This window comes from Burkholderia pseudomultivorans, assembly GCF_001718415.1.
In the GTDB taxonomy this organism is placed as follows: domain Bacteria; phylum Pseudomonadota; class Gammaproteobacteria; order Burkholderiales; family Burkholderiaceae; genus Burkholderia; species Burkholderia pseudomultivorans_A.
This window is the reverse complement of sequence record NZ_CP013378.1, coordinates 4,080,539-4,107,490: the sequence shown is the minus strand read 5'-3', so window position 1 is coordinate 4,107,490 and position 26,952 is coordinate 4,080,539. Positions and strand designations below refer to the sequence as shown.

The 26,952-nt window shown below is 64.7% G+C and carries 25 protein-coding genes and 1 tRNA gene; 17 read left to right on the top strand and 9 right to left on the bottom strand.

Going from position 1 to position 26,952, the window contains the following annotated elements; all coding sequences use genetic code 11:
• Positions 1-150: 150 nt before the first annotated feature.
• Positions 151-1,182: a CDP-6-deoxy-delta-3,4-glucoseen reductase gene (locus WS57_RS31300; protein WP_069245278.1), complete on the bottom strand. Its 1,032-nt coding sequence runs from the start codon at positions 1,180-1,182 to the stop codon at positions 151-153.
• A gap of 106 nt (positions 1,183-1,288) precedes the next feature.
• Here WS57_RS31300 and WS57_RS31295 point away from each other — a divergent pair, with 106 nt between their 5' ends.
• Entirely contained in the window at positions 1,289-2,323 is a 1,035-nt protein-coding gene (locus WS57_RS31295; protein WP_069245277.1) for an NAD-dependent epimerase/dehydratase family protein, read from the top strand.
• Here the strand turns inward: WS57_RS31295 and WS57_RS31290 are convergent.
• Together WS57_RS31290 and WS57_RS31285 are read right to left on the bottom strand one after the other, a co-directional pair.
• The gene (locus tag WS57_RS31290; protein WP_009690891.1) at positions 2,306-2,494 is read right to left on the bottom strand and encodes a hypothetical protein; all 189 of its coding nucleotides are present in this window, start codon (positions 2,492-2,494) and stop codon (positions 2,306-2,308) included. The two genes, WS57_RS31295 and WS57_RS31290, sit on opposite strands and share 18 nt — an antisense overlap.
• A gap of 106 nt (positions 2,495-2,600) precedes the next feature.
• Positions 2,601-3,317 (bottom strand): pseudouridine synthase, encoded by a 717-nt coding sequence (locus tag WS57_RS31285; RefSeq protein ID WP_009690890.1) that lies wholly within the window; start codon positions 3,315-3,317, stop codon positions 2,601-2,603.
• 104 nt (positions 3,318-3,421) lie between these two features.
• On the opposite strand from WS57_RS31285, the gene copC reads away from it, so the two are divergent.
• The 4 genes from copC to WS57_RS31265 all read left to right on the top strand — a co-directional run bounded on the left by copC (position 3,422) and on the right by WS57_RS31265 (position 6,412).
• Entirely contained in the window at positions 3,422-3,796 is a 375-nt protein-coding gene (copC, locus tag WS57_RS31280) for a copper homeostasis periplasmic binding protein CopC (RefSeq protein ID WP_009690889.1), read from the top strand.
• Between the two features lie 66 nt (positions 3,797-3,862).
• Positions 3,863-4,363 (top strand): DinB family protein, encoded by a 501-nt coding sequence (locus WS57_RS31275; protein WP_069245276.1) that lies wholly within the window; start codon positions 3,863-3,865, stop codon positions 4,361-4,363.
• Positions 4,364-4,577: 214 nt separating this feature from the next.
• On the top strand, positions 4,578-5,351 hold the full coding sequence (locus tag WS57_RS31270) for an SDR family oxidoreductase (protein ID WP_069245275.1): 774 nt from the start codon (positions 4,578-4,580) through the stop codon (positions 5,349-5,351).
• A gap of 143 nt (positions 5,352-5,494) precedes the next feature.
• Positions 5,495-6,412, top strand: a complete 918-nt coding sequence (locus WS57_RS31265; protein WP_040127987.1) for a LysR family transcriptional regulator — start codon at positions 5,495-5,497, stop codon at positions 6,410-6,412.
• Positions 6,413-6,436: 24 nt separating this feature from the next.
• On the opposite strand, the gene WS57_RS31260 is transcribed toward WS57_RS31265, so the two are convergent.
• A complete protein-coding gene (locus WS57_RS31260; protein ID WP_059513291.1) occupies positions 6,437-7,330 on the bottom strand; it encodes a LysR family transcriptional regulator in 894 nt (297 codons plus the stop codon).
• 108 nt (positions 7,331-7,438) lie between these two features.
• Here WS57_RS31260 and WS57_RS31255 point away from each other — a divergent pair, with 108 nt between their 5' ends.
• From WS57_RS31255 to WS57_RS31220, 7 genes are all read left to right on the top strand, one after another.
• Positions 7,439-8,329 carry an alpha/beta fold hydrolase gene (locus WS57_RS31255; RefSeq protein ID WP_059603481.1) on the top strand — a complete coding sequence of 297 codons (891 nt, stop codon included), beginning with the start codon at positions 7,439-7,441 and terminating at the stop codon, positions 8,327-8,329.
• Positions 8,330-9,378: 1,049 nt separating this feature from the next.
• Positions 9,379-9,471, top strand: a complete 93-nt coding sequence (kdpF, locus tag WS57_RS31250; RefSeq protein WP_063597840.1) for a K(+)-transporting ATPase subunit F — start codon at positions 9,379-9,381, stop codon at positions 9,469-9,471.
• On the top strand, positions 9,468-11,276 hold the full coding sequence (gene kdpA, locus WS57_RS31245; RefSeq protein WP_058036676.1) for a potassium-transporting ATPase subunit KdpA: 1,809 nt from the start codon (positions 9,468-9,470) through the stop codon (positions 11,274-11,276). The genes kdpF and kdpA overlap by 4 nt, the downstream gene beginning before the upstream one ends.
• A 22-nt stretch (positions 11,277-11,298) precedes the next feature.
• The gene (gene kdpB, locus WS57_RS31240; protein ID WP_081337682.1) at positions 11,299-13,428 is read left to right on the top strand and encodes a potassium-transporting ATPase subunit KdpB; all 2,130 of its coding nucleotides are present in this window, start codon (positions 11,299-11,301) and stop codon (positions 13,426-13,428) included.
• Between the two features lie 15 nt (positions 13,429-13,443).
• Positions 13,444-14,025: a potassium-transporting ATPase subunit KdpC gene (gene kdpC / locus WS57_RS31235; protein ID WP_059493067.1), complete on the top strand. Its 582-nt coding sequence runs from the start codon at positions 13,444-13,446 to the stop codon at positions 14,023-14,025.
• Between the two features lie 375 nt (positions 14,026-14,400).
• A protein-coding gene (locus WS57_RS31225; RefSeq protein ID WP_419468979.1) for an IS3 family transposase occupies positions 14,401-15,527 on the top strand; the annotation gives its coding sequence in 2 pieces (ribosomal slippage) (positions 14,401-14,659 and positions 14,659-15,527; 1,128 coding nt in all).
• Positions 15,512-16,204, top strand: a complete 693-nt coding sequence (locus WS57_RS31220; protein ID WP_069245273.1) for a response regulator — start codon at positions 15,512-15,514, stop codon at positions 16,202-16,204. Before WS57_RS31225 ends, WS57_RS31220 begins: the two co-directional genes overlap by 16 nt.
• 249 nt (positions 16,205-16,453) lie before the next feature.
• Here WS57_RS31220 and WS57_RS31215 read toward each other — a convergent pair.
• Positions 16,454-17,664 (bottom strand): IS3 family transposase gene (locus tag WS57_RS31215; RefSeq protein ID WP_155774271.1). Its coding sequence is split into 2 segments (ribosomal slippage): positions 16,454-17,349 and positions 17,349-17,664, totalling 1,212 coding nucleotides; the frame shifts between segments, so codons are not numbered across the junction.
• A 508-nt stretch (positions 17,665-18,172) separates the two neighbouring features.
• On the opposite strand from WS57_RS31215, the gene WS57_RS31205 reads away from it, so the two are divergent.
• Positions 18,173-19,393, top strand: coding sequence for an AAA family ATPase (locus tag WS57_RS31205; RefSeq protein ID WP_060336949.1), 1,221 nt, complete (start codon positions 18,173-18,175; stop codon positions 19,391-19,393).
• A gap of 672 nt (positions 19,394-20,065) precedes the next feature.
• Here WS57_RS31205 and WS57_RS31200 read toward each other — a convergent pair.
• The 4 genes from WS57_RS31200 to WS57_RS31185 all read right to left on the bottom strand — a co-directional run bounded on the left by WS57_RS31200 (position 20,066) and on the right by WS57_RS31185 (position 22,695).
• On the bottom strand, positions 20,066-20,284 hold the full coding sequence (locus WS57_RS31200; RefSeq protein ID WP_069245272.1) for a DUF6538 domain-containing protein: 219 nt from the start codon (positions 20,282-20,284) through the stop codon (positions 20,066-20,068).
• A gap of 83 nt (positions 20,285-20,367) precedes the next feature.
• Positions 20,368-20,452: transfer RNA gene (locus tag WS57_RS31195), tRNA-Leu, on the bottom strand.
• 79 nt (positions 20,453-20,531) lie between these two features.
• The gene (locus WS57_RS31190) at positions 20,532-21,689 is read right to left on the bottom strand and encodes an ABC transporter substrate-binding protein (protein ID WP_059514885.1); all 1,158 of its coding nucleotides are present in this window, start codon (positions 21,687-21,689) and stop codon (positions 20,532-20,534) included.
• Positions 21,690-21,753: 64 nt separating this feature from the next.
• Complete coding sequence (locus tag WS57_RS31185) at positions 21,754-22,695, bottom strand: CysB family HTH-type transcriptional regulator (protein ID WP_009689198.1); 942 nt, start codon at positions 22,693-22,695, stop codon at positions 21,754-21,756.
• A 216-nt stretch (positions 22,696-22,911) separates the two neighbouring features.
• Between WS57_RS31185 and WS57_RS31180 the strand changes: the two genes are divergently transcribed.
• From WS57_RS31180 to cysD, 4 genes are all read left to right on the top strand, one after another.
• Positions 22,912-24,591 (top strand): nitrite/sulfite reductase, encoded by a 1,680-nt coding sequence (locus WS57_RS31180; protein ID WP_009689197.1) that lies wholly within the window; start codon positions 22,912-22,914, stop codon positions 24,589-24,591.
• 25 nt (positions 24,592-24,616) lie between these two features.
• Positions 24,617-25,159, top strand: coding sequence for a DUF934 domain-containing protein (locus WS57_RS31175; RefSeq protein WP_009689196.1), 543 nt, complete (start codon positions 24,617-24,619; stop codon positions 25,157-25,159).
• Positions 25,156-25,908 carry a phosphoadenylyl-sulfate reductase gene (locus WS57_RS31170; RefSeq protein WP_009689195.1) on the top strand — a complete coding sequence of 251 codons (753 nt, stop codon included), beginning with the start codon at positions 25,156-25,158 and terminating at the stop codon, positions 25,906-25,908. The genes WS57_RS31175 and WS57_RS31170 overlap by 4 nt, the downstream gene beginning before the upstream one ends.
• Positions 25,909-25,983: 75 nt before the next feature.
• A complete protein-coding gene (gene cysD / locus WS57_RS31165; RefSeq protein ID WP_060245126.1) occupies positions 25,984-26,946 on the top strand; it encodes a sulfate adenylyltransferase subunit CysD in 963 nt (320 codons plus the stop codon).
• Positions 26,947-26,952: the final 6 nt, after the last annotated feature.

The window sequence follows — 26,952 nt, the reverse complement described above, 5'->3', positions numbered from 1 at the left end:
GCATCCGGGAGGAGCGGCGAGCGGCGACGTCGGAGGGCGGACAGGAAGCGGTTCATGTGCGCAAGCATAAGGCATCCCGCGCCCGACTGTAAACCGCCGCGATGCCATCGATGTGACATCGCGGCGCCCGGCGCGGGACGCGCGCCGGCGTCAGACCGGATGCGCGAGGTCGGCAGCGCTCGTGAACGAGTCCGCGTAGAACTCGTCGGCCGGCAGCCCGTGGTGCTGCGTGAAGTCGCGCTGCGCCGACTCGACCATCACCGGCGCGCCGCACGCGTAGATCTGATGACCCGACAGGTCGGGCAGGTCCTCGATCACCGCGCGGTGCACGAAGCCGGTGCGGCCCGTCCACTGGTCGGCGGCGTCCGGCTCCGACAGCACCGGCACGTACTTGAAGTTCGGGATCTCGCGCGCCCACTGCTCGGCCAGCTCGCCGAGATAGATGTCCTTCTTGCGGCGCGCGCCCCAGTAGAGCGTCATCGGCCGCGTGATGCCCGCGTGCTTCACGTGCTCGATGATCGCCTTGATCGGCGCGAAGCCGGTGCCCGATGCGAGCAGCACGATCGGCTTGTCGGAATCCTCGCGCAGGAAGAACGTGCCGAGCGGCCCCTCGAAGCGCAGGATGTCGCGCTCCTTCATCGCGCCGAACACGTGGTCGGTGAACTTGCCGCCCGGCATGTGGCGGATATGCAGCTCGATCGGGCCTTCCTCGTGCGGCGCGTTCGCCATCGAGTAGCTGCGGCGCGCGCCGTCCTTCAGGATGAACTCGACGTACTGGCCCGCCAGATACTGCAGGCGCTCGTTGGCCGGCAGCTGCAGCTTCACGACCATCACGTCGTCGGCCTTGCGTTCGAGCGCGGCGATCCGGCACGGCAGCTTCTTGACCTGCACGCCGTCGACGCCGGCGATCTCGCGCACGTCGATCTCGAGATCGCATTGCGCCTTCGAGCAGCACAGCAGCGCGAGGCCGCGCGTGCGTTCGTCGTTGGACAGCGCCGACGCCGCGTGCGGACCCTGCTCGATCTGCCCCGACACGATCTGCCCCTTGCAGGAGCCGCACGCGCCGTTCTTGCAGCCGTACGGCAGATGGACGTTCTGGCGCAGCGCGGCGGCCAGCACGGTTTCATCCGACTCGACCTGGAACTGCCGGCCGCTTTGCTTGAGAGTGACGTTGAATGCCATAGAACCAAACTAGAACAAAATGTGGGGACCGTGCATGTCGCGCACGGCAGCTACAATGCAATCCGTTGCGCGTCGCGCAACGGTGGCTACTGATTTCGCAAACAACATGATCGCGACACGAACCCTGCGCCGGCCGCGCGCGCTGATCGTCGGCTGCGGCGACGTCGGCCTGCGCTGCGTCGCGCAATGGCGCGGCGCGCGCTGCAACCCGCGGATCGTCGCGCTGACGAGCCATCCGGCGCGCCGCGACGCGCTGCGCGACGCGGGCGCGACGCCGATCGTCGGCAATCTCGACCAGCGCGCCACGCTGCGCCGCATCGCGGGCCTTGCCCGCACGGTCCTGCATCTCGCGCCGCCGCAGCCCGACGGCCGTGACGACCGGCGCACGCGTGCGCTGATCGCCGCATTGAGCATGCCTGCCCGGCGGCCGGGCCAGCCCGTATCGGCGGTGGGCCGGCTGCGCACGCTGCGCGTCGCGTCCCGGCAGGTTGGCGCGCCCGGCCGGAAAGCGCGTATTGTACCCGACGGCCTTCGCGCGCCACGGCTCGTCTACGCGAGCACGACGGGCGTTTACGGCGACTGCGGCGGGGCGCGCATCGACGAAACCCGGCCGCTGCGCCCCGCGAATCCGCGTGCGTTTCGCCGCGTGTCGGCCGAACGGCAGCTGCGCGCGGCGACGGCGCGGGGCGTGCTGTCCGCGCGTATCGTGCGCATCCCGGGCATCTACGCGGAGAACCGGCTGCCGCTCGCGCGTCTCGAGCGCGGCACGCCTGCGCTCGAGACGGCCGACGACGTCTACACGAACCACATCCATGCGGACGACCTCGCGACGATCCTGCGCCGCGCGGCCGAACGCGGCAGGCCGGCGCGCGCGGTGCACGCGTCGGACGACAGCGAACTGCGGATGGGAGACTATTTCGACCGGGTCGCGCAGGCGTTCGGCCTGCCGCGGCCGCCGCGCATCAGCCGCGCGGACGCCGAGCGCCAGCTCGAGCCGACGCTGCTGTCGTTCATGCGCGAGTCGCGACGGCTGTCCAACGCACGGCTCAAGACCGAATTGTGCGTGAGCCTGCGCTATCCGACCGTAGACGAATTCCTTCAAACGCTCGCGCCGGGCGGCGCGTCAGGTCAGCGCCGGTAGCGCCTCGATCAGCAGGAAGCACAGCAGCGCGCCGATCAGTGCGCCGATCAGGTTCGGATGATATTGGTGCCTGGCGCGCATCGTGGCCAGCAGGGCACCGATCGCGATGGCGCCGACGACCGCGAACGCGATGATCACGTAGGACAGTTCGAACGATTGGTTGGTATGCATGACGTCTCCCCCAGCATCGCTGCTCGTACAGCTTGTCGTTTCAGTATAGCGGGGGAACCTGCGGCTGCGATGCGGGCAGCCTTCGAACGGTCGTGCGGATTTTCCCTTACAGGGTTTTGACGGGATTGCGCAGCGCTGAAAGGTCGGCGTCGTCGAGCCAGCGCCATGCACCCGGTGCCAGGTCGTCCGGCAGCGTGAAGCCGCCGATGCGCTCGCGGTGCAGCGCTTCCACGCGGTTGCTGGCCGCCGCGACCATGCGCTTCACCTGGTGATACTTGCCTTCGAGGACGGTCAGCGCGAGCGCGTGCGTGTCGCGCGCGTCGGCGGCGACCGCCGCGATCGGCCTGGGCTCGCCGTGCAGCTGCACGCCGGTGCGCAGCGCGTCGAGCTGCGCGTCGTCGAGCGGATGGCGCACGGTCGCGACGTAGGTTTTCGGTACCTTGCGCTTGGGCGACGTGTACGCGTGCACGAACTGGCCGTCGTCGGACAGCAGCAGCAGGCCGGTCGTGTCCTGGTCGAGGCGGCCGACGCACTGCACGCCGCGCGCGACGAGCGGCGCGGGCAGCAGGCTGAACACGCTCGCGTGATGCTGCGGATCGCGCGAGCACTCGTAGCCGGCCGGCTTGTTCAGCGCGAGATACGCGCGCGCATGGAAGGGCCACGGCGTGCCGTCGACGGTGAAGACGAGGCCGTCGGTGTCGAACCGGGCGTCCGGGTCGGTCGCGGGCGCGCCCGCGATGGCGACGCGGCCCGCGTCGATCAGGCCGCGGCACTGGCGGCGCGAGCCGAAGCCCTGCGTGTAGAGAATGCTTTCGAGATCCATAGCGCGCGCATTCTACCAAGCGCTGCGCGCGTGCCGGCGCGCGCTGGTAAGCTGCCGGGACGCCGCGCGGCGCGTGGCGCCTGTTCATTCTTCACGGAAAGCCCATGTATTTCGATTCGTTCCCGTTCGGCCGCAAGGCCGCCGCCGTCGTGCTCGCCGCGACCATTTCGTCGGCCGCGTTCGCGCATGCGCACGTCGCGAGCAGCGATCCGGCCGCGAACGCGGCGCTTGCCGCCGCGCCGGCGGCCGTCACGATCGACTTCACCGAAACGCTCGAGCCGGCGTTCAGCTCGATCGTGGTGGTCGACGGCGACGGCAAGACCGTGTCGGACGGCCGCGCGCGCATCGACGCCGCGAACCGCAAGCGCATGACGGTGCCGCTCGCCGCGCTCGGCGCCGGCGCCTACACGGTGAAGTGGGTGGCCGTCGCGACCGACGGGCACCGGACGCAGGGCGCATACGGCTTCAGCGTCAAGTAAGCTCGCCACGGCGTCGGCGGGCCGGTGCCGGGCTCGCCGGCGTCCCATCCGACACGGAGTCTCCGCATGAATCCGACGACGCTCGACGCACTCGCCGATTTTCCCCGCCAGCTCGAAGCGCAGTTCGCCGCCGTGCCCGACGGCTATGCGCGCTGGACGCCCGACGACTGGACCGGCATGCCGAGCGAGCATTTCTCGCCGCTCGGCCAGCTGTGCCACGTGCGCGACATCGAGATCGACGGCTATCACGTGCGGCTGCGGCGGATGCTCGACGAGGACTGGCCGCTGCTCGTGTCGCTCGACGGCGATGCGCTCGCGCTCGCGCGGCGCTACGACGACGCGTACGCGTCCGACGTGCTGGCCGCGTTTCGCGCGGCGCGGCGCGAGACGCTCGATCTCGTGTCGCGCCTCACGCCCGAGCAGTTCGCCCGCACCGGCGAGTTCGAAGGCTACGGCCCGCTGACCGTGCGCGGGCTCATCCATTACCTGTGCAGCCACGATCAGCAGCATCTCGCCGGGATGCAATGGCTGCTCGGCAAGATCGATGCCGCGCGCTACGCGCGCTGAGCGGGCGGGGCGGCGATCCTGTCGCGGGCCGCGTCGCGTCCGGCTGCCGCAGGCCGGTTGCCTTGTCGGTGCGGTAGCGCGCATTTCGCGCACTTGATCGCCGGTTTTTGCGCGATTGGTCAGGTTTTCTGGATAATCCATCCAGCCGCGGCCGGCTGACCGGCGCGTCGCACATGCCTACACTCGGAGCTTCTTCAACGAAAAGGAGTCAACCGTGGCTACTCATACGCTCGCAGACAAGGTCGTCCTGATCGCAGGCGGCGCGAAGAACCTCGGCGGCCTGATCGCTCGCGACTTGGCGAGCCACGGCGCGAAGGCGGTCGCGATCCACTACAACAGCGCCGCGACGCAGGCCGCTGCCGAAGAGACGGCCGCCGCCGTGCGCGCGGCCGGCGCGCAGGCCGACACGTTCCAGGGCGACCTGACGACCGCCGGCGCGGTCGAGAAGCTGTTCGACGTCGCGAAGCAACGCTTCGGCAGGATCGACATCGCGATCAACACGGTCGGCAAGGTGCTGAAGAAGCCGATCACCGAGATCAGCGAGGCCGAATACGACGACATGTTCGCGGTCAACAGCAAGTCGGCGTTCTTCTTCATCAAGGAAGCCGGGCGGCATCTCGAGGACAACGGCAAGCTCGTCACGCTCGTGACGTCGCTGCTCGGCGCATTCACGCCGTTCTACGCGGCCTACGAAGGGTCGAAGGCGCCGGTCGAGCATTTCACGCGCGCGGCGGCGAAGGAATACGGCGCGCGCGGGATCTCGGTGACGGCCGTCGGGCCGGGCCCGATGGACACGCCGTTCTTCTATCCGGCCGAAGGCGCCGATGCGGTCGCGTATCACAAGACCGCGGCCGCGCTGTCGCCGTTCAGCAAGACCGGCCTGACCGATATCGAGGACGTCGTGCCGTTCATCCGCCATCTGGTGACCGACGGCTGGTGGATCACCGGCCAGACGATCCTGATCAACGGCGGCTATACGACGAAGTAGGCGGCGCGCCTCGCGCGCCGCACTGGCCGGTTTGCGTGGACAATGAGCAGGCGCGCGGGCGACCCCCGCGCGCCTGTTTCGTTTCCGGCGCGGCCCGACGCGCGCCCGGGGGGCAGGCGATCAATCCAGCGAACGCGGTGACGATGGACAAGCTCGACCAGGTCAGGATCTTTCTTCAGGTTGCCGAAATGGGCAGCTTCATCAAGGCCGCGCATGCGCTCGACGTGCCGCGCGCGACCGTGTCGGCGGCCGTCCAGCAGCTCGAGGCGGCGCTCGGCACGCGCCTGCTGCATCGCACGACGCGGCAGGTGCAGTTGACCGCTGACGGCGCGCTGCTGCTCGAGCGCGGCCGCCGCCTGCTCGCGGAGGCCGACGAGCTCGACCGGCTGTTTCGCCGCCGCGATCGAGACGTGGTCGGTCGACTGAACGTCGACGTGCCGAGCCGGATCGCGCGCCGCATGATCGCGCCCGCGCTGCCGTCGCTGTTTCGCCGCCACCCTAAGCTGCAGCTGTCGCTCGGCTCGACCGACCGGTCGATCGACCTGGTGCAGGAAGGCGTCGACTGCGCGATCCGGGTGGGGCGGCTTGCGGACAGCAGCCTCGTCGTGCGGCCGCTCGGCCGATTCACGCTGATCAACTGCGCGAGCCCCGACTATCTGCGCGAATGCGGCGTGCCCGAGCATCCGGATGCGCTCGCGCACGGGCACTGGGCGATCGGCTATGCGTCGCCGACGAGCGGGCGCGAGCTCGAATGGGAGTATCGCGCGGACGGCGGCCTGCACACGCTGACGCTGCCGAGCCGCGTGATCGTCAACAACGCGGAAACCTATATCGCGAGCTGCATCGCGGGGATGGGGCTGATCCAGATTCCGCGTTTCGACGTCGCGCATCTGCTGGACAGCGGCGCGCTGGTCGAGGTGATGCCCGGGCATCGGGCCGAGCCGATGGACGTGTCGGCCGTCTATCCGCACCGGCGGCACCGGTCGCGGCGGCTCAACGCGTTCATCGACTGGTTCGGGGAACTGATGGCGGAGGCGTTGACGGGCGCGCACGACGACTGAAGCGACGCCGCGCGCCGCGCGATCTCAGTCGGCCGGCGCGAAGTGCCGGCCGCGTCCGGTTTCGCGCACCGCGTCGATCAGCGTCGCGCCGACGCCGTCGGGCTTCGCCGCGAACGCGTAGAAGCGCGCCGCCGGCAACGCCGGCAGGCCGTCCTGCGGCCCGCACGCGCGCAGGCCGTCGCGCAGCTGGCTGCGCGCCAGCGCGGTGACCGCGAACCCGGCGAGCGCGGCCGATACGCAGCCGGCCATGCTGGCGCTTTCGAACAGCACGCGAAACGGCCGCAATGCCGCGGCGAGCGCCGACACGGCGGCGTCCCGGTACACGCAAGGCTCGGGAAACAGCGCGAGCGGCACTTCGCGCGCCGCGTCGAGCGCGCGATCCGCCGCGAACGCCCAGACGAGCGGTTCTTCCCAGAGCAGTTCGCCGGGCGCGTCGACCTGCCGGCACAGCTTGCCGAACACGACGTCGAGCCGGCCGAGCGCCTGCTCGCGCAGCAGCGACGCGGTGATGCCGACCTTCAGTTCGATCGACGTATGCGGATGGCGATCGCCGAACGCGCGCAGCACCAGCGGCAGCCATGTGCCGGCGAAGTCTTCCGACGCTCCGATGCGCAGCCGGCCGTGCGCGGGCGCGCCGCGCAGCCTCGCGCGCGCCTCGCGCTCCATGTCGACGATGTTGCGCGCATACGCGTACAGCGTGTCGCCGGCCGGCGTGAGCGCGACGCGCCGCGTGGTGCGCGCGAGCAGCACCGCGCCGGCCGCCTGCTCGAGCCGCTTGATGTGACCGCTGACGGCCGACGGCGTCAGCGCGAGACGTTCGGCGGCCGGCGCGAAGCCGTGGCAGTCGACGACCGCGAGGAAGGTGCGCAGCAACGCGATGTCGAGTGCGCTCGAGGCGGGATCGGTGGGCGGTTCCATCGGGGGTTTCAACGCGAAACTCGGATAATGAATCATGATACTCCGCGAATCGTGACGAGATCGCGACCTACCATTGACCGGTCGGCTCGATCAACGAAGGAGTGCACGATGAGCGCCTATGCGCATGCGACGACCGCGTCGCTCGATATCGCCTATCTCGAATGGAACCCGCGCGGCGCGCGCACGGCCGTGCTGCTGCACGGCTGGCCCGACAGCCCGGTCGGCTGGGAGGGCGTCGCGGCGGCGCTCGCCGCGCACGGCTACCGCGTGCTGGCGCCCGCGCTGCGCGGCTTCGCGCCGACGCGTTTTCGCGACGCGTCCGCGCCGCGCAGCGGCCAGCTGGCGGCGCTCGGGCGCGACCTGCTCGACTTCGTCGATGCGCTGGGCCTCGACCGGCCGGTGCTGGTCGGGCACGACTGGGGCGCCCGCGCGGTCGCGAACGCGTGCGGGCTGCGCGACGGCGTCGCGTCGCATCTGGTGATGCTGTCGGTCGGCTACGGCACCAACGATCCGGGCCAGCCGCTGTCGCTGCCGCAGGCGCGCAACTACTGGTATCACTGGTTCCTCGCGACGCCGCGCGGCGAGCGCGCGCTGCGCGACGACCGCCGCGCGTTCGCGCGCCTGATGTGGGACACCTGGTCGCCACCGGGCTGGTATCGCGACGACGCGTTCGACGCGGCCGCCGCTGCGTTCGACGGCCCCGACTGGATCGACGTCGTGCTGCACTCGTACCGGCATCGCTGGGGATTCGCGCCGGGCGCGCCGGCGTATGCGGACGACGACGCGCGGCTGAACCCCGCGCCCGTGCTGTCGGTGCCGACGCTCGTGCTGCATGGCGGCGCGGATGCGTGCAATCACCCGGACAGCTCGGCCGGGCGCGAGCGCTTCTTCAGCGGTCGCTACGAGCGGCAGGTGCTCGACGGCGTCGGGCATTTCCCGCAGCGCGAGGCGGCGGCGCCGGTGGCGGACGCGATCGTGCGGTTCTGCGGGCGTGGTTGAGCGGAAGGGCGGGGAGAATGGGGCGCGGGAAAAACAAAAACCCGCGAAGCGACGAGCTTGCGCGGGTTTCGACGGGACTGCGAATGCTGGTGCCAGGGCCGGAATGAAATAATTCTATGTGAGGCCCGTGGTGTAAGGGTGTTGCTTGTGAAGTGATGCTGAGTTGCCCCCAGAGTTGCCCCCCACGCTTCTGGCAGCCGCCGAATTCATATCGATCTGCTGCGTATGCCGTTCGGGCGAGGTCGTTCAGAAGATACCAACAGGCGTATCGGCGTAGGCTCGATCAGTCGAAGGCCGGTGCCGTGCGGAACGTTGCTGTGCCGCCGGAAGCAAAAATATTTGGAGATTTGGAGATAGACGGTTGTATCGGCCTGTAAGCCTTGTCTGGTAAGGCTGTGGTTATCTCCAAGTCTATCTCCAAAGTACACATTTTCTTGGAGATAAAGTTGGAGACAGACTGCTGAGCTATGGCGTCCGCACGACGACGTTGAGAGTTGCCCCGCCTTCTGGAACGCTGCGCGCAAAGAACGCCCCGCGCGCCCACACCCCCGAGCCGGCGTTACGCTAGAAAGTTACTTTGCAACCGTCGCATCACGTGAGTGATTGGCACGAGCTGACCGGCCCCCGATTTTCCACCCGCAAACCGTCAGTTGACTCAAGTCAATCGCTCACGGGAGCCGACATCTAACCTGATGTTAGCCAGTCATCACGCTTTGCCCCCGGTAACCGATGCGTCGGCACGCATTGCGAGGTTTGCTTCGCATCTAGAAGACGCACGCGTCTCGTCGCGATACGTGCCAAGTGTGTCGGCAGCCGGGGCAACGTCGCGGCACCCACTGACCCGCTGTATACAACGTTTTTACGCGTTCCCGAGAGCCCTTACCGCAAAGTTTACTGTGGTCCACATACGCTGGATGTAGTGGAAGTCCAACAGGAGGCATGCTCATGGATCTCCTTTACCTGATCGGCATCGGCGCCTTTGCCGGCCTGATTGCCACGATGGTTGCCGGTTGCGACAAACTCCGCCGCGTAAAGGGAGGCCGGCCATGATCCCGTGGATGATGTGGCTCGCTGGAGCATCGACGTTCATTCTCTTCGCCTATCTCCTTTATGCGTTGCTGCGCGCGGAGGATCTCGAATGAACCTCAACAATCTGTTCCAGACGGCACTCTACATTGTCATTTTGACTGCGCTCGCACTGCCGCTCGGCCGTTACATCGCGAACGTGCTCGATGGCTCGTCCGTCGTCGTCCGGAGAATCGGGCGCCCCGTCGAATCGCTGCTGTTCAGGCTCGCGGGTGTCGATCCCGGAGCCGAGATGTCATGGAAACAATACGCGCTCGCGGTGCTCGTGTTCAACGCGCTCGGCGTACTCGTCGTCTATGGCGTGCTGCGCTTGCAGCAATGGTTGCCGGGCAATCCGCAGGGATTCGGTCCGATGACGCCCGATGCCGCATTCAACACGGCAGTCAGCTTCGTGACCAACACCAACTGGCAGGATTACACGCCTGAGCAGGCCGTCAGTTACTTGACGCAAATGACGGGCCTGACCGTACAGAACTTCTTTTCCGCCGCGACCGGCATTGCAGTCGTGATCGCGCTGATCCGGGGTTTCGCGCGTCATTCGGCAAAGACGATCGGCAATTTCTGGGTGGACCTGACACGCATCACGCTGTATATCCTGATGCCGATCGCGACCGTTGTCGCGCTGGTGCTCGTGAGCCAGGGTGCGATTCAGAACTACCTTGCCTATGTCGACGTCCCGACGTTGCAGGTCACGACCTATCAGGCGCCGAAAACGGATGCACAGGGTAACCCGGTGAAGGATGCGAAGGGCAACCCGGTGATGGTCGAGCAGAAGGCCGACAAGCAGACGATCGCGATGGGGCCGGCGGCCTCGCAGGAAGCGATCAAGATGCTCGGCACCAACGGCGGCGGCTTCTTCAATGCGAACTCCGCGCATCCGTACGAGAACCCGACACCGTTTGCCAACTTCGTGCAAATGATCGCGATGCTGGTGATCCCTGCTGCGCTATGCGTCGTCTTCGGCAGGGTGGTCGGTGACGCTCGCCAGGGCTATGCGATCCTCGCGGCGATGACGATTGCGTTCGCGGTCGCCTGCTGGGGCGAGATTTCTGCCGAGCAGGCCGGCAACCCCGTGTTCACGACGCTGCACGTCGATCAGAGTGCGACTGCCAGCCAGGACGGCGGCAACATGGAGGGCAAGGAAACGCGCTTCGGTATCGCGCAGTCGGGGATCTTCACCGTCGCGACGACTTCCGCCTCCTGTGGCGCGGTCAACAACATGCATGACTCATTGACGCCGATGGGCGGACTCGTGCCGCTGTTGCTTATCGAGCTGGGCGAAGTGATCTACGGTGGCGTCGGCTCCGGTCTGTACGGGATGCTCGTGTTCGCGCTGCTCGCGGTGTTCGTCGCCGGGCTGATGATCGGGCGCACCCCAGAATACGTGGGCAAGAAGATCGAGTCGTACGAGATGAAGATGGTGTCGATTGCTGTTCTGCTGACGCCCCTTCTCGTGCTCGTCGGCGCGTCGGTCGCCGTGCTGTCGGCGGCAGGCGTGGCGGGCATCGCGAACCCCGGGCCGCACGGCTTTTCGGAGATCTTGTACGCATACAGTTCCGCCGCGAACAACAACGGCAGCGCTTTCGCTGGTCTGTCGGTCAATACACCGTTCTACAACATAACGCTTGCGATCGTCATGTGGTTCGGCCGGCTCGGCACGATCGTACCAGTGCTCGCGATCGCGGGATCACTCGCAGACAAGAAGCGCCTTGCTGTCACGGCCGGTACGTTGCCGACCCACGGGCCGTTGTTCGTGGTGCTGCTGCTCGGGACCGTGGTGCTGGTTGGCGCGTTGACCTATGTGCCTGCGCTGGCGCTTGGGCCGATGGTCGAGCACTTGATGATGATTGCAGGTCACTGATGTCCTTGATGGTGAGGCAAGCATGACTTCCCATACCGAACCTCCGATGCATCGTCCGGACAATCTTGGTCATACGCGTATTGCGGCACGGTCGATGTTCGATCCGTCCATCGTGCGGCCGGCGCTGATTGATTCATTCCGCAAGCTTGCGCCTCGCACGCAACTGCGTAATCCAGTGATGTTCTGCGTGTACGTCGGTAGCATCCTGACGACGATCCTCTGGTTTGCCGCGTTGCGCGGCGAGGCGGAGGCACCTGCAGGTTTCATTGTCGCGATCGCGCTGTGGCTGTGGTTCACCGTGCTGTTCGCGAATTTCGCGGAGGCGCTCGCCGAAGGGCGCTCAAAGGCGCAAGCCGCGTCGTTGCGCGCGGCGCGTCACGATGTAATGGCGAAGAAACTGGAGGATGCACATCCGAAATCGCCGGTTCGCATCATGACGGCGAGCGATCTTCGTCGGGATGACATCGTTCTGGTCGAAACCGGAGACACGATCCCGGCTGACGGCGAGGTGATCGAAGGTGTCGCGTCGGTTGACGAGTCGGCGATTACGGGCGAATCCGCGCCGGTGATTCGTGAATCGGGCGGCGACTTTTCGTCGGTGACAGGCGGCACGCGCGTGCTGTCCGACTGGATCGTCGTCCGAGTCACGGTGAACCCCGGCGAAGCTTTCCTGGACCGGATGATCGCGATGGTCGAGGGCGCGAAGCGTCAGAAGACTCCGAACGAGATTGCACTGACAATCCTGCTCGTCGCGCTGACGATCGTACTGTTGCTGGCGACCGCAACATTGCTGCCGTTCTCGATCTTCTCCGTCGCGGCTGTGAAGGCCGGGCATGCCGTCACAATCACCGCGCTCGTTGCGCTGCTCGTGTGCTTGATCCCGACGACGATCGGTGGCTTGCTGTCGGCGATCGGTGTCGCCGGAATGAGCAGGATGATGCAGGCAAACGTGATTGCGACATCCGGCCGAGCTGTCGAGGCAGCGGGCGACGTCGATGTGCTGCTGCTTGACAAGACCGGCACGATCACGCTCGGCAACCGCCAGGCGTCCGCCTTTTTCCCCGTGATGAACGTGACCGAAGATGCTCTTGCCGATGCGGCACAACTGGCATCTCTGTCTGACGAGACGCCGGAAGGTCGTAGCATTGTCATCTTGGCGAAACAACGATTCAACATTCGCCAACGCGACATGGCTGCCCTCCACCCAGTCTTTCTCGCGTTCAGTGCGCAAACCCGCATGAGTGGCGTCGATCTGCCGGATCGAGAAATTCGCAAGGGCTCGGCCGATGCGATCAAGCACTACGTGGAGGTGCGCGGTGGTCGCTTTCCGGCAGAGATGGACCAGATCGTCAATGACATTGCGAGACGCGGCAGCACTCCGCTCGTTGTCTCTGAGCTGCACAATGGGCTCGCGCGCGTGCTCGGGGCGATCGAGCTGAAGGACATCGTGAAAGGCAACATCAAGGAACGCTTCGCCGAACTTCGCAAGATGGGCATCAAGACCATCATGGTCACCGGCGACAATCGCTTGACTGCGGCGACGATTGCCGCTGAGGCCGGCGTCGACGACTTTCTTGCCGAAGCGACGCCCGAGACGAAACTGACGACGATTCGGACGCATCAGGCCGAGGGGCGACTGGTCGCGATGACAGGTGATGGCACGAACGACGCACCCGCACTCGCACAAGCCGATGTCGCGGTAGCGATGAACACCGGCACACAGGCCGCGAAGGAAGCGGGCAACATGGTCGACCTCGATTCGAATCCGACCAAGCTGATCGAGGTGGTCGAGATCGGCAAGCAGATGTTGATGACGCGAGGCTCGCTGACGACCTTCTCGATCGCCAACGACGTCGCGAAGTATTTCGCGATCATTCCGGCGGCCTTCGCGACGACATACCCGCAGTTGCGGGTGCTCGACGTGATGCACTTGACGTCGCCGTCTTCGGCGATTTTGTCGGCCGTCATTTTCAATGCGCTGATCATCGTTGCGCTGATTCCGCTCGCGCTCAAGGGCGTGAAGTATCGTCCTCTCGGCGCGGCGGCGCTGCTGCGCCGTAACTTGTTGGTCTATGGGGTGGGCGGGATCCTGTTGCCGTTTCCGTTCATCAAGCTGATCGACATGACCCTCAGTGCATTTGGCTGGGCATGACTGTAGAGGTTCATCGTGAAAACAGTACTTCGTCCCGTGCTTGTGTTGTTTATCGCCTTGACCGTGATCACTGGCGGGATATATCCGCTGATCGTGACCGCGATCGGTCAAGCCGTATTTCCGTGGCAGGCTAATGGGAGTCTGCTGATGAAGGGCGGTAAGGCTATCGGTTCGGAGGTGATCGGCCAGCAATTCGATGCGCCACATTATTTCTGGGGACGGCTATCTGCCACGTCGCCGAACCCCTACAACGCGCAGGGGTCCGGTGGGTCGAATCTCGGCCCGACGAATCCTGCCCTTGCGGATGAGGTGAAAGGCCGCATCGACGCGCTGAAAGCCGCCGGCACCGACTTGTCGAAGCCCGTGCCAGTCGATCTCGTGACGTCGTCAGGCAGTGGCCTCGATCCGGAGATTACCCCGGCTGCTGCGGCTTACCAAGCAGAGCGGGTCGCCAAAGCGCGCGGTCTGGCCGTCGAGCAGGTAAACCAACTGATCGCCGCAAACACGTCAGGGCGCCAACTCGGTGTCCTGGGTGAAGCGCGTGTCAACGTACTCAAGCTGAACCTCGCACTCGACGAGATGAAGCCGATGCATTGATGGCCCAGCAACCGCCGCGGAGCACACTTGAATGCAACTCGCGGGAGCGACATCCCGGAAGCAATCCACTGCCATTCTGTCTCATGCCCATGACCCGACGTGAGCAGAGCCATCGCTCACGTATGGTGTATCGGGCAACTCGCGTCCGGCTGCCGCTGCGGCAAACATCACATCATGTTGCCGCGCCGGACTGGGCCGGTACGACGGCTTGACGACGAGCACTGCGGACGTGCGTCGTCATCCACCTGGATGAAACGATCGATTCGGCAAAGATGCGCAGCCCAAACACCACAGTTGTGCTCATCGACGACGATTGACCTGCTCCCCGCGTTTAGTACGGTGACGGTGTAGAGTCCGTTCCAGAGAGGAACGGCAATGAAAAAGCGATTCACCGAAGAACAGATCATCGGCATCTTGAAGGAAGCCGAGGCTGGCCTGAAGCCGGCGGAGCTGTGTCGCAAGTACGGCATCTCGGAAGCGACCTACTACAACTGGAAAGCGAAGTTCGGCGGGATGACGGTCTCCGAAGCTCAGCGCCTGAAGGAACTGGAGCAGGAGAACAGCAAGCTCAAGCGACTGTTAGCCGAATCGATGCTCGACAACGCCGCGCTGAAGGACCTGCTGGCTCGAAAGTAGCAAGCCCGCAGGCCAAGCGCGAAGCGGTCCGGATATTGATGACCGAACGTGCCATGGGTGTTACCCGGGCCTGCGGGCTGGTAGGGATTTCGCGCTCGCTGTTCCACTACGAATCACGCCGCCGAGTTGATGACGAAGCGCTGACTGGCCGGATGATGGCCATCGCCGCGCAGAAGCGCCGCTACGGCTATCGCCGGATTCACGTGCTGTTGCAGCGGGATGGCTGCTTCGCCAACCACAAGCGCATCTGGCGCCTGTACAGCAAGGCGGGGCTGAGCGTGCGCAAGCGGCGACGCAAGCGTATTGCGGCTGTCGAGCGCACGCCGCTGCCGTTAGCAACAGGCCCGAATCAGAGCTGGTCGATGGACTTCGTTTCTGACGGGCTGGCCTATGGTCGGCGGTTTCGATGCCTGAACGTGGTCGACGACTACACGCGCGAGTGCTTGGCCATCGAGGTCGATACTTCGCTGCCGGGCCTACGAGTGCAGCAAGTGCTCGAGCGGCTCAAGGAGATGCGAGGCTTACCCGCATCCATCACGGTCGACAACGGGCCGGAGTTCGCTGGTAAGGTGCTGGATGCATGGGCCTACGAAGCCGGTGTCACGCTGTCGTTCATTCGGCCTGGCAAGCCGGTGGAGAATGCCTATATCGAGAGCTTCAACGGGCGGTTCCGCGATGAATGCCTGAACGAGCACTGGTTCGTCTCAATGCGCCACGCCAAGCGGCTGATTGAGGAATGGCGTATCGAGTACAACACCGAGCGGCCTCATAGTTCACTCGGCTATCTGACGCCGGTGCAGTTCGCGCGGGCGCACGATGCAAAGCAGCAGTTTTTAACCTCGGACTCTAACTGCGGTTCGGACTAAAACCGGGGGCAGGTCACGATGCATGCATCCGCCATTTCGTGCGCGCATCACTCACGGACGAGGGCATGGCTGTCTTCGAAGCCGCTACCGGTATGCAAGGATTGTCGGAGGCCGCGACCCGGCGCCCTGATTTGCTGATCGTCGACGTCCACCTGCCGGACATCGATGGCATAGAGTTAATTCGGGAGTTTCGTCGCTGGTCCACTTCGCCACTGATTGTTCTATCGTCTATGGACCGGGAAGCGGATAAAGTTGCTGCGTTGAATGCCGGCGCTGACGACTATCTCACGAAGCCGTTCGGACTGCCCGAGTTGAAGGCACGTATTCATGCCCACTTGCGAAGGCAGGCGTGCGAAGGGGCAACCGGGGCTACGACGATTTGCTTTGGCAGCATTGTGGTGGACCTTGGCGAGAGAAGAGTGACACGTGAAGGCCGACCGGTTCATTTGAGCCGAATCGAATATCGTCTATTGGCTGAGCTGGTTCGGCACGCGAATCAATTGATGACGCACGACGAATTGCTTGGGGCGGTGTGGGGGCCGGCGCATGCCAAGGATCATCACTATCTGCGAGTTTATGTCGGGCATTTGCGGCAAAGGCTGGAACGTGACCCAACTCATCCCGAGCACATCATAACGGAGGCCGGTACGGGATACCGTCTCGTCGGGACTCGTTAAGCACGTAGCGCGTTGCAGCCCTTCGCGCGGCGAATCACTTGATCCACTTTGAGTGGTATTCATACCTTACGTGCAAATTCTGGTGCTCGGTTCGGAAATATCTTTCTGATCAAAGGCTTGCGAGATCGCGTTTTTATAAGCTGTCGCAGCGCAGCGGAGCCTCACGGGAAAAGGAGCTGCGCAAACTGGCTGCCAGAATTTGCACGTAAGGTACGAATTGGAGTTGACCCTGTAATCCCGGACACAGCGTCACACTAAGGTTGCTGAATCCATTGAGCGCCGGAACTCGCGAGGCGAGCGGTACTTCAGCGCGCTATGGGGATGCTTCTCGTTGTAATGCTCGAACGCGATGGCCAAGTTGCGTGCAGCAGTCGCTGCGTCCGGCTTTGGCATGAAGGCAACGTAGTCGCGCTTCATTGTCTTCACGAAGCTCTCGGCCATCCCGTTACTTTGCGGGCTGCACACCGGCGTGGTCAATGGCTTCAGGCCGATGGCCGCTGCAAACCGGCGCGTATCATCGGCCGTATAGCCCGAACCGTTGTCGCTCAGCCACTCGATTTCGGACGGGGTATGCAGTTCGTTGCCAAACCGATTTTCCACTGCAGCCAGCATCACGTCGCGCACGATGTCGCCGCTGTGACCTGCTGTCGTGGCTGCCCAGCTCATCGCCTCTCGGTCGCAGCAATCCAGCGCAAACGTCACCCGCAGCGGCTCGCCGTTGTCGCAGCGGAACTCGAAGCCGTCCGAGCACCATCGCTGATTGCTGCGCGCGACGGCCACCTTGCCATCGTGCCGACGTTGCGGCCGAGGCGGTGCTGGACGCCGTTGCATCAGCAGACCGTGAGTGCGCATGATGCGATAGATGCGCTTCGCATTGAACGGCACCTGTCCGGCAGCAATGCGTTCATTGCGCAGCGAGCCCCACACCCGGCGATAGCCATAGCTGGGCAAATCGCCGACGACTCGGCGGATTTCCTCGACCACGCTCGCATCGTCCGTCTGCCGCGATTGACGGCCATCGCGCCACGTCGCCGGACGCGACAGTCGTGCCGATACGTTCGAGCGCGACACGCCGAGAACTTCACAAACCAGTTTCACTGGTCGTCCTCCGGCAGCGAGGGCGAGTGCGCTATCCATTTTTTTGCCCGGCCGTACTCGACTGCTTCGCGGAGAATCTCGTTCTCCATGGTCTTCTTGCCGAGCATCCGTTGCAGCTCGCGAATCTGCTTGAGCGCGTCGGCCAGCTCTGAGGCCGGAACCACTTCCTCGCCAGCCTTGACCGCTGACAGGCTCCCATCCTGGTACAGCTTGCGCCAGTGGAACAGCTGGTTCGGGTTCACGCCGTGCTGCCGCGCGACCATCGAAACCGACTTCCCTGGTTCGAAACTCTCGCGAACCATCGCCAGCTTTTGCTCCGCCGTCCAGCGCCGCCGGCGCTCCGGGCCCGTCAACACTTCCATCACTTCCTGCCTGGTGTTAGTCAAAAACACAGTCTTATGCCTACCCGCTAGTTTAAGTGAGAGGCTATGTCCGGTGTTTCAAGGGGCTGCTCCAGTGACACTGCCCGATTTTGCGACGGTGTTACAAGGGTTCGCCGGTCGTTTATCCCCGGAAAGGCGTTGTCAGGCATCGGCGATGCGGGGTACGGGACGCCCCCGGACTGGTACAGGCTGCGCGAAAGATTGCCCGAGCCACCGACAACGCGCGCGCCGCCCTTTGATTGGCCGCTAATTGAGAGTGGATCCTTGGAATTTAAATGTAACAAATTATTACTGGCTTTGAATCAACTGAGCGTATCAGGGCCTCGCTAGGCATCCTCCGGGCAGGCGTCGGCACAGCGAAAGTGCCTTTACTTAGCTTCAAGGCAGTTTACTTGGCGAAAATTGACGCTACTTGGCTGTGTCGGCTCATACTTGGCTTCTTGTTGCGGGGTCACTACAATGAATCCAACTATTTAGGGAGTGACTCGTGGACGTAGCTGAACGGTTTGAGCGGATACAGAAAGTCGGTTCGGTGTTTACGCCGAGCGCGCCGATTGACCAGAAGTCGTTGTTCGCCGGTCGCATCGAGCAATTGCACGAGGTTGTCAGTGCGGTTTCGCAGCGCGGGCAACACGTAGTTATGTTTGGTGAGCGAGGCGTCGGCAAGACATCGCTCGCCACGGTCATCTCGCGCATTTTTCAAGGGACAACGAACACCTTGCCGTCAGGGACGATCAACTGCGATCCGACGACGACGTTTTCGTCCCTCTGGCACAAAGTGTTTCGCGAGATTCCTGTACCTACAGTTGGACGGGGCGTCGGATTCACCGCTGAAACGCAAATCGGTGCCGCCAATCTTGCTCAATTTCTTCCTCCTGTTGTCACTCCGGATGATGTGCGTCACTTGCTCCAACGGATTCCGCGCACTGTGATCGTGATTGACGAGGTGGACAGAATTCAAGACAAGGAGACAACGACACTCCTGGCCGATACGATTAAGAATCTTTCGGACCATTCTGTCGAGAGCACGTTGATTTTGGTCGGTGTTGCCGACTCTGTTGACGCATTGATTGCCGAACACCAATCGGTCGAACGGGCTCTGGTCCAGGTGCGGATGCCTCGTATGGGCATTGCCGAGATCAAGGAGATCATTGATAACGGCCTCAAGGTACTTGGGATGACGATGGATGAGAGCGCCCGCGAAAAAATCGCAGTGCTCTCACAGGGGCTGCCGCACTACACGCACTTGCTGTGTCTGAACGCATTGCAAAGCGCCGTCTACCGCGATAGCACGCACGTGCAGCCGGTCGACGTAACCAACGCAATTGAAAAAGCGCACAAGGGCACCCAGCAAACAATCGTCACCGCGTATCACAAGGCAACGAGTAGTAGCCGAGAGAATCTGTATCCACAAGTTCTGCTGGCGTGTGCACTAACGAACCGGGATTCGTTGAACTACTTTGCTGCTGCCGACGTTCGGGAGCCCATGTCACGCATCATGGGGAAACCGTACGACATCCCAGCGTACTCGCAGCATCTAAATGCGTTGTGTGAAGACGCGCGCGGCCCCATTTTGCAGCGCATCGGTGCGACACGAAAATTTCGCTTTCGCTTCGTTAATCCGCTGATGCAACCCTTCGTGGTTATGGAAGGGGTCAAGAGAGGTTTTATTAAGGAAGAGGATTTGATCGGCAGCGTTGATCACTGATGCTGTCGGAAATGAGGCGAACGGGAGTGGGGACTCCCGACGCCCGAGCAAAGGAACACCAAATTGCCCCTGGTGGTCCCTCGCAAACTACGACTCTAGTGCGCCCGGAATGGTAGGTTGCCAGATCCGGATAGTCAAGTTGTGAGTTTCGGTTGGGGCGCGCTTCTACGGAGGTGTCGCATGTTCACACAGAGCCTGCGCCCGAAAGTCGTCCGTGTAAGCAGCTATGTTCGCGTGCGGTTTGGCCGGCGTGAGCATGTCTGTCAGCACTGGCGTTCAGCTCCCAGCGTCTGATGGCTGGTTGTACGGCGGACGGGGAGATCCTCTGCCGCCGTGTAGTTCCAATCCGTCAACTTAACTTGAGAAAGAACATGACGAAACCTCTTAAACCAGGATCAATCGCCCCACGTTCGGGGGAGTATGAAATAAAAGGTCCGCGCGGCGGCGACACCGGGCAAGAGCGAACTGCCGTTAAAGGAAAGCCTCTGCCGCCAACTCCGAAGCCCGGTCAGAGCTACGAATTGCATCGCCCTGCTCATAACGGCGCGGGCCGGCCGCCCAAGAAATAGTCCGTTGGAGTCGCACGGGGCAGTCGATCGTCCCGTGCAATGATTTTGTGCCCGTAGAGCGGCGGGAGGAGCGATGGTTGCAGGGAAATGCAGCGCTTCCGGATCAGCGCGCAGCATCCGCCACTCTTTCCTCATACCGCTTGTTGAGGGCGTTAATCATGTGCGCCGCTTGGCCAACAGAAGTCTTGAGGTTGATCTTTACGGTTTTCTTGCCGTAGTGGCGTGGGAGGTCGCGGGGGATGGGGCGCGGGAAGTAGTAGGTGTCCCCACGCAGATAGCTGTTCTTCAAGGTGAAGGTGAGCGCGCCTAGGCGTAGCTTCATAGGAGGGTAACCACAGGAGTTACCACAGAAATACGCCGGGAATTGCTGGAGGGCCTACGGGATAAGGCTTTGAAGGAATTCGATGGTGCCCAGGGCCGGAATCGAACCGGCACGCCTTGCGGCGGGGGATTTTGAGTCCCCTGCGTCTACCAATTTCACCACCTGGGCCTGATCCTGGCCGCGCATGCGATTGTGCGCGGCGAAACGCGGATTATGGCGGAAATCCGCCCGCCGGGCAAGCCGCCCGTCACTGGCTCAGATAGACGAACTGTCCGTGCTTCACGATTCCCATCACGCTCGCGCGCTGATCGAGCCCCACGTGGTCCTTGTCGCTGGTATTGACGACGCCGTTCGGCACGACGAGTTCGTGCGCGCGTTCGAGCTCGCGCCGCAGCGCCGCGCGGAACGCGGGCGTGCCGGGCTGCGCGGTCTTCAGCGCGCGGCCGACCGCGTCGGCGAGGCGCGGGTAGACGCCGGCCGCGTCGCCCGCGAACTGCGTGACGGTGCCGGCGCCGTATTTCGCCTCGTACGCGTCGACGAACGCGAGCGCGGCCTTGCGGGCCGGATGGTCGGCCGGCAGCGTGCGCGCGACGACCACCGGCTGGGTCGGGAACAGCGTGCCGTCCACGTCCTTGCCGCCGAGCTTGATGAATTCCGGCGTCGCGATGCCGTGCGTCTGGTAGATCGGGCCCTTGTAGCCGCGCTCGATCAGCGTGCGCTGCGGCAGCACGGCCGGCGTGCCCGAGCCCGCGATCAGGATCGCGTCGGGCTTCGCGGCGACCAGCTTCAGCGCCTGGCCCGTGACGCTCGCGTCGGTGCGGTTGAAGCGCTCGGTCGCGACCACGCGGATCTTGCGCAGCTCCGCGAAGCGCGTGAACTCGTTGAGCCAGCTGTCGCCGTAGCTGTCCGCGAAGCCGATGAAGCCGACCGTCTTCACGCCGTGGTTCGCCATGTAGCGCGTCATCACGTCGGCCATCGCGCGGTCGCTCTGCGCCATCTTGAACGCCCAGGTGCGCGCGCCTTCCTGCGGCTCGACGATCGCGCCCGAGCCCACCAGCGTGATCATCGGCGTCTGGCCGGCCGCCACCGCGTCGAGCGCCGCGAGCGCGGCCGGCGTGATGTTCGGCCCGACCACCACGTCGACGTGATCCTCGTCCACCAGCTTGCGGATGTTGCGCACGGCGGCGCCCGGGTCCGACGCGTCGTCGAGCACCGTCACCTGCAGCGGCTGCCCGGCGATCGTCTTCGGCCACATCAGGATCGCGTTCTTGCTCGTGATGCCGATCGCGGCGGCGGGGCCGGTCGACGACAGGTCGACGCCGACCTTCAGGTCGGCCTGCGCGGCCATGCAGGCGAGCGCAAGGGCGGCGCCGGCGGCGCGGCGCAGCAGGGCGGGAGGCGTCATGCGGGAATCTCCGTCGGGCAATAAAAAGGGGCGCGATGTGCGCCCCTGTGGTTATACACGCGGCTCAAAGCTCGTACGATTCGGATTCGCCCTTGAGCGCCTGTTCGATCAGCTTGCGGTTCAGCGTCGGCGACAGCAGCTCGACCAGCGTATACACATAGCTGCGCAGATACGCGCCCTGCTTCAGCGCGACGCGCGTCACGTTGCTGCCGAACAGGTGGCCGACCGGAATCAGCCGCAGGTTGCGGTCGCGCTCCGGGTTGAACGCGATGTCGGCCATGATCCCGACGCCGAGGCCGAGCTCGACATAGGTCTTGATCACGTCGGCGTCGATCGCCTCCAGCACGATGTCCGGCGACAGCCCGCGCAGCGCGAACGCATGGTTGATCTTCTTGCGGCCCGCGAACGCGTCGTCGTAGGTGATCAGCGGATACTGCGCGAGATCGTCGAGCGTGACCGGCTTGCGCTCGAGCAGCGGATGGTCGGCCGGCACGACGGCCGCGTGATGCCACTGGAAGCAGGGCAGCGACACGAGCTCCTTGTAGTCGGCGATCGCCTCGGTCGCGATCGCGAGATCGGCCTGGTCGTGGATCACCATCTCGGCGACCTGCGTCGGGCTGCCCTGCAGGATCGACAGGTGCACCTTCGGGAAGCGCTTCTTGAATTCGGCGATCGCGGCCGGCAGCGAATAGCGCGCCTGCGTGTGGGTCGCCGCGATCGTCAGGTTGCCCTGGTCCTGCGCCGCATAGTCTTTCCCGACCCTTTTTAGGCTCTCGACCTCCTGCAGGATCCGCTCGACCGAGGCGAGGATGATCCGCCCCGGCTCGGTGAGCGAGCGCACGCGCTTGCCGTGCCGCGTGAAGATCTCCACGCCCAGTTCGTCCTCGAGCTCGATGATCGCCTTCGATACCCCCGGTTGCGACGTGTAGAGCGCCTTCGCGGCCTCGGTGAGGTTGAAATTCTGCCGGACGGCCTCGCGCACGAAGCGAAATTGGTGCAGGTTCATTTATAACCCTTCCGCATATCAACAGAATTTTTTAGTCGTTTGAAATATAAGGCGAGTTTATTACGATTCACCGGAGTTTTTCAAATATGGATATCTGTTTTCGTCATTAGCAATCCACCGGGCGGCGGATGACCCGGCGGCAGCGGCGGAACGGAGATTCGGGCGCGACGTGGCTAGGACGTCGCGCGGTCACCACGAAAACCCTGGGGTCCCCGAATGTATCAGTACGACCAGTACGACCAGACGATCGTCGACGAGCGTGTCGCGCAGTACCGCGATCAGGTGCGCCGCCGCCTGTCGGGCGAGTTGAGCGAAGACGAGTTCCGTCCGCTGCGCCTGCAGAACGGCCTGTACATGCAGCGCCACGCGTACATGCACCGCATCGCGATTCCTTACGGCAACCTGCGCAGCGAGCAGCTGCGGATGCTGGCGCGCATCGCGCGCGAGCACGACCGCGGCTACGGCCACTTCTCGACGCGCTCGAACATCCAGTTCAACTGGATCAAGCTGGAAGAAACGCCCGAGATCCTCGCCAAGCTCGCGTCGGTGCAGATGCACGCGATCCAGACGTCCGGCAACTGCATCCGCAACATCACGGCCGACCAGTTCGCGGGCGTCGCGCAGGACGAGGAGATCGATCCGCGTCCGTGGGCCGAGATCCTGCGTCAATGGTCGACGTTCCATCCCGAATTCGCATGGCTGCCGCGCAAGTTCAAGATCGCGGTGTCGGGCTCGAAGCACGACCGCGCGGCCGTGCAGATCCACGACCTCGGCGTGTACCTGAAGAAGAACGCGCAGGGCGAGGTGGTCGCGAGCATCCTCGCGGGCGGCGGCCTCGGCCGCACGCCGATCGTCGGCGCGGTGATCAAGGAAGACCTGCCGTGGCAGCACCTGCTCACGTACTGCGAAGCCGTGCTGCGCGTGTACAACCGCTACGGCCGCCGCGACAACATGTACAAGGCGCGCATCAAGATCCTCGTGAAGGCGCTGTCGCCGGCGAAGTTCGCGCAGCAGGTCGAGGAGGAATGGCAGCACCTGAAGGACGGCCCGTCGACGCTCACGCAGGCCGAACTCGACCGCGTGTCGCAGTACTTCAAGCCGCCCGTCTACGAGAAGCTGGCCGACACCGACGCGTCGTTCGAGCAGCACCTGCTCGAGAACAAGGCGTTCGCGCGCTGGGTCGAGCGCAACGTCGCGCCGCACAAGGTGCCGGGCTACGCGGCCGTCACGCTGTCGCTGAAGGATCACCGCGCGGCGCCGGGCGACGCGACCGACAAGCAGATGGAGCTGGTCGCGGACTGGGCCGATGCGTACTCGTTCGGCGAGCTGCGCGTGTCGCACGAGCAGAACCTGATTCTCGCCAACGTGAAGAAGCGCGACCTGTTCGCGGTGTGGGAAAAGGCCAAGGCCGCCGGTTTCGCGACGCCGAACATCGGCCTGCTGACCGACATCATCGCGTGCCCGGGCGGCGACTTCTGCTCGCTCGCGAACGCGAAGTCGATCCCGATCGCGCTGGGGATCCAGCAGCGCTTCGACGATCTCGACTACGTGTACGACCTCGGCGACCTGTCGCTGAACATTTCCGGTTGCATGAACTCGTGCGGCCATCACCACGTCGGCAACATCGGCATCCTCGGCGTCGACAAGGACGGCGCCGAGTGGTACCAGGTGTCGCTCGGCGGCGAGCAGGGCACGGGCCGCGACGGCGCGCGCCTGGGCCGCGTGATCGGGCCGTCGTTCTCGGCGGAAGAGGTGCCGGACGTGATCGCGAAGCTGATCGACACGTTCGTCGAGTCGCGCATCGACGGCGAGCGCTTCATCGACACGTACGACCGCATCGGCATCGCGCCGTTCAAGGAGCGCGTGTATGCGGCGCGCCAGGCAGTGAACGCCTAACCCACCGGCTAGAAGGAATTTGCAGATGGCTTCGATTATCAAGAACCGCGCAGTGATCGACGACGCATGGCAGGTCGTGCGCGCGTCGGAAGACGGCGCGCTGCCCGCGGTCGACGCATTGCCGGCCGGCAAGGTGCTGGTGCCGCTCGCGTTGTGGCAGGCCGAGCGCGCAGCGCTGGTCGCCGCGAAGACGAAGGACGAACTGGGCGTGTGGCTCGCGCCGGACAGCGAGCCGGCCGATCTCGCGGCCGACTTCGGCGCGATTTCGCTGATCGCGGTGGATTTCCCGCGCTTCGCGGACGGTCGCGGCTACAGCATCGCGCGCCTGCTGCGCGAGCGTCACGGCTGGACGGGCGAGCTGCGCGCGATCGGCGACGTGCTGCGCGACCAGCTGCTGTACATGTCGCGCTGCGGCTTCGATGCGTTCGCGGTGCGCGCCGACAAGGACATCCACGACGCGCTGAACGCGTTCGGCGAGTTCACGCAGCGTTACCAGGGTGCGTTCGACGAGCCCGCGCCGCTGTTCCGCCGCCGTGCCGCGTCGGCCGACACCAAGGTGAGCGCATGAGCACCGCGACCGCCACCGCGCTGACGCCGGAACTCGCGGCGAAGGTCGAGCGGCTCGACGCGCTGCTCGCGCAGATCGCCGCGCGCCATCCGAAGGTGAAGCTCGCGAGCAGCCTCGCAGCCGAAGACATGCTGCTCACGCACGCGATCCTGTCGAAGGGCGTGTCGATCGGCATCTTCTCGCTGAACACGGGCCGCCTGCACGCGGAGACGCTCGGCATGATCGACCGCGTGCGCGAGCGCTACGGCTACGAGATCGAGCAGTTTCATCCGCAGCAGGACGCGGTGGATCAATATGTGGCCGAACACGGGCTGAACGCGTTCTACGAGAGCGTCGAGCTGCGCAAGTCGTGCTGCCACATCCGCAAGGTCGAGCCGCTGAACCGCGCGCTGTCGGACGTCGGCGCGTGGGTCACGGGCCAGCGTCGCGAGCAGTCGGTCACGCGTGCCGAGCTGCACGAGCAAGAGCAGGACGAGGCGCGCGGGATCGCGAAGTACAACCCGCTCGCCGACTGGACGGAAGACGACGTGTGGGCGTACCTCAAGGCGTTCGACGTGCCGGTCAATCCGCTGCATGCGCGCGGCTACCCGAGCATCGGCTGCGAGCCCTGTACGCGCGCGATTCGCCCCGGCGAGGACAGCCGCGCGGGCCGCTGGTGGTGGGAGTCGCGCGACACGAAGGAATGCGGGCTGCACATCACGACGATCACGCCGATTCCCGCGAATGCCGAAGCCGGCGCCGCGCACTGAAAGCCGACAAGACACTGAATATTGCGCCGCCCGCGACAGCGGGCGGCACGAACCCGGAAGAGAAGGACTGAAATCATGAGCACGACGCTCGAGCAATCCGCCTTTGCCCCGCCCACCGGCGCCGACAGCCGCATGGGCCACCTCGACTGGCTCGAAGCCGAGTCGATCCATATCCTGCGCGAGCTGGTCGCCGAGTGCAGCAAGCCGGCGCTGCTGTTCTCGGGCGGCAAGGATTCGGTCGTCGTGCTGCACCTGGCGCTGAAGGCGTTCGGCCTCGGCGCGAACCGCAAGACCACGCTGCCGTTCCCGCTCGTGCACATCGACACGGGCCACAACTACGACGAGGTGATCGACTTCCGCGACCGTCGCGCCCAGGAGATCGGCGCCGAGCTGATCGTCGGCCACGTCGAGGATTCGATCAAGCGCGGCACGGTCGTGCTGCGCCGCGAAACCGATTCGCGCAATGCCGCGCAGGCCGTCACGCTGCTCGAGACGATCGAGCAGCACGGCTTCACCGCGATGATCGGCGGCGCGCGCCGCGACGAAGAGAAGGCGCGCGCGAAGGAGCGCATCTTCTCGTTCCGCGACGAATTCGGCCAGTGGGACCCGAAGGCGCAGCGTCCGGAACTGTGGAGCCTGTACAACGCACGCCTGCACAACGGCGAACACCTGCGCGTGTTCCCGATCTCGAACTGGACCGAACTCGACGTGTGGCAGTACATCGCGCGCGAAAACCTCGAGCTGCCGTCGATCTACTACGCGCACCAGCGCGAGATCGTGCGCCGCAACGGGCTGCTGGTGCCGGTCACGCCGCTCACGCCGATGCGCGACGGCGAGACGAGCGAAGTCGCGCAGGTGCGGTTCCGCACGGTCGGCGACATTTCCTGCACGTGCCCGGTCGAGAGCGACGCGGACGACGTCGAGAAGATCATCGCCGAGACGGCGGTGACCGAGATCACCGAGCGCGGCGCGACGCGGATGGACGACCAGACCTCCGAAGCCGCGATGGAGCAGCGCAAGAAGCAGGGTTATTTCTGAAGCACA

What these genes read in the sequence shown, in the direction of transcription:
- WS57_RS31170 (WP_009689195.1), top strand. Translation starts at nt 25,156, where the DNA reads ATGAGCACCGCGACCGCCACCGCGCTGACGCCGGAACTCGCGGCGAAG.
- WS57_RS31290 (WP_009690891.1), bottom strand. Translation starts at nt 2,494, where the DNA reads ATGCATACCAACCAATCGTTCGAACTGTCCTACGTGATCATCGCGTTC.
- WS57_RS31185 (WP_009689198.1), bottom strand. Translation starts at nt 22,695, where the DNA reads ATGAACCTGCACCAATTTCGCTTCGTGCGCGAGGCCGTCCGGCAGAAT.
- kdpA (WP_058036676.1), top strand. Translation starts at nt 9,468, where the DNA reads ATGAACCTCAACAATCTGTTCCAGACGGCACTCTACATTGTCATTTTG.
- WS57_RS31295 (WP_069245277.1), top strand. Translation starts at nt 1,289, where the DNA reads ATGATCGCGACACGAACCCTGCGCCGGCCGCGCGCGCTGATCGTCGGC.
- WS57_RS31200 (WP_069245272.1), bottom strand. Translation starts at nt 20,284, where the DNA reads ATGAAGCTACGCCTAGGCGCGCTCACCTTCACCTTGAAGAACAGCTAT.
- WS57_RS31265 (WP_040127987.1), top strand. Translation starts at nt 5,495, where the DNA reads ATGGACAAGCTCGACCAGGTCAGGATCTTTCTTCAGGTTGCCGAAATG.
- copC (WP_009690889.1), top strand. Translation starts at nt 3,422, where the DNA reads ATGTATTTCGATTCGTTCCCGTTCGGCCGCAAGGCCGCCGCCGTCGTG.
- WS57_RS31255 (WP_059603481.1), top strand. Translation starts at nt 7,439, where the DNA reads ATGAGCGCCTATGCGCATGCGACGACCGCGTCGCTCGATATCGCCTAT.
- WS57_RS31300 (WP_069245278.1), bottom strand. Translation starts at nt 1,182, where the DNA reads ATGGCATTCAACGTCACTCTCAAGCAAAGCGGCCGGCAGTTCCAGGTC.
- WS57_RS31275 (WP_069245276.1), top strand. Translation starts at nt 3,863, where the DNA reads ATGAATCCGACGACGCTCGACGCACTCGCCGATTTTCCCCGCCAGCTC.
- WS57_RS31175 (WP_009689196.1), top strand. Translation starts at nt 24,617, where the DNA reads ATGGCTTCGATTATCAAGAACCGCGCAGTGATCGACGACGCATGGCAG.
- cysD (WP_060245126.1), top strand. Translation starts at nt 25,984, where the DNA reads ATGAGCACGACGCTCGAGCAATCCGCCTTTGCCCCGCCCACCGGCGCC.
- kdpB (WP_081337682.1), top strand. Translation starts at nt 11,299, where the DNA reads ATGACTTCCCATACCGAACCTCCGATGCATCGTCCGGACAATCTTGGT.
- WS57_RS31285 (WP_009690890.1), bottom strand. Translation starts at nt 3,317, where the DNA reads ATGGATCTCGAAAGCATTCTCTACACGCAGGGCTTCGGCTCGCGCCGC.
- WS57_RS31260 (WP_059513291.1), bottom strand. Translation starts at nt 7,330, where the DNA reads ATGGAACCGCCCACCGATCCCGCCTCGAGCGCACTCGACATCGCGTTG.
- WS57_RS31190 (WP_059514885.1), bottom strand. Translation starts at nt 21,689, where the DNA reads ATGACGCCTCCCGCCCTGCTGCGCCGCGCCGCCGGCGCCGCCCTTGCG.
- WS57_RS31180 (WP_009689197.1), top strand. Translation starts at nt 22,912, where the DNA reads ATGTATCAGTACGACCAGTACGACCAGACGATCGTCGACGAGCGTGTC.